Below are 728 nucleotides of genomic sequence, written 5' to 3'. Positions count from 1 at the left end.
ACCGCCAGAAGTACCTCACCTACGGCTGACCCGACTCCGGGCAACAACGAAGCTACATTCACCACACCTCTGACACCAACTCCAATTCCCAACCAACCGCCAGTAGCCAACCCTGCCAACTCCAGCCTAGGGCCAAACAGCAGCGCCCCCGTGCCTGGATTGGGAGGAACTGACGATGGATCGATCGCCTCCTACACCATCAACACCCTGCCGCCAGCGGCCCAAGGCATCCTGTTTTTAGGAGATCCAGCCAACGGCGGAGTCGCCGTGACACCGGGTCAAGTTTTGACACCGGAACAAATAGGACAACTGTTTTTCCAATCCACAGGTAGCTTTACCGGTGCCAATTTTACCTACAGCGCCACAGATAACCTCGGCGCAGTTAGCCCCCCAGCTAACGCTAATCTCGGTTTAACAGGAACGACACCCAACCAACCGCCAGTAGCCAACCCTGCCAACTCCAGCCTAGGGCCAAACAGCAGCGCCCCCGTGCCTGGATTGGGAGGAACTGACGATGGATCGATCGCCTCCTACACCATCAACACCCTGCCGCCAGCGGCCCAAGGCATCCTGTTTTTAGGAGATCCAGCCAACGGCGGAGTCGCCGTGACACCGGGTCAAGTTTTGACACCGGCACAAATAGGACAACTATTTTTCCAATCCACAGGTAGCTTTACCGGTGCCAATTTTACCTACAGCGCCACAGATAACCTCGGCGCAGTTAGCCC

General features: G+C 56.9%; 1 pseudogene. It reads left to right on the top strand.

Annotation, left to right across the window (positions count from 1 at the left end):
• Window positions 1-728, top strand: a pseudogene (locus QUA54_RS30595) (DUF4347 domain-containing protein); the annotation flags it as partial.

The organism is Microcoleus sp. MOSTC5 (assembly GCF_036701825.1).
In the GTDB taxonomy this organism is placed as follows: domain Bacteria; phylum Cyanobacteriota; class Cyanobacteriia; order Cyanobacteriales; family Microcoleaceae; genus Microcoleus; species Microcoleus asticus.
Note: the sequence above shows the minus strand (reverse complement) of the source record. Positions and strands in the feature narration are given on the sequence as shown.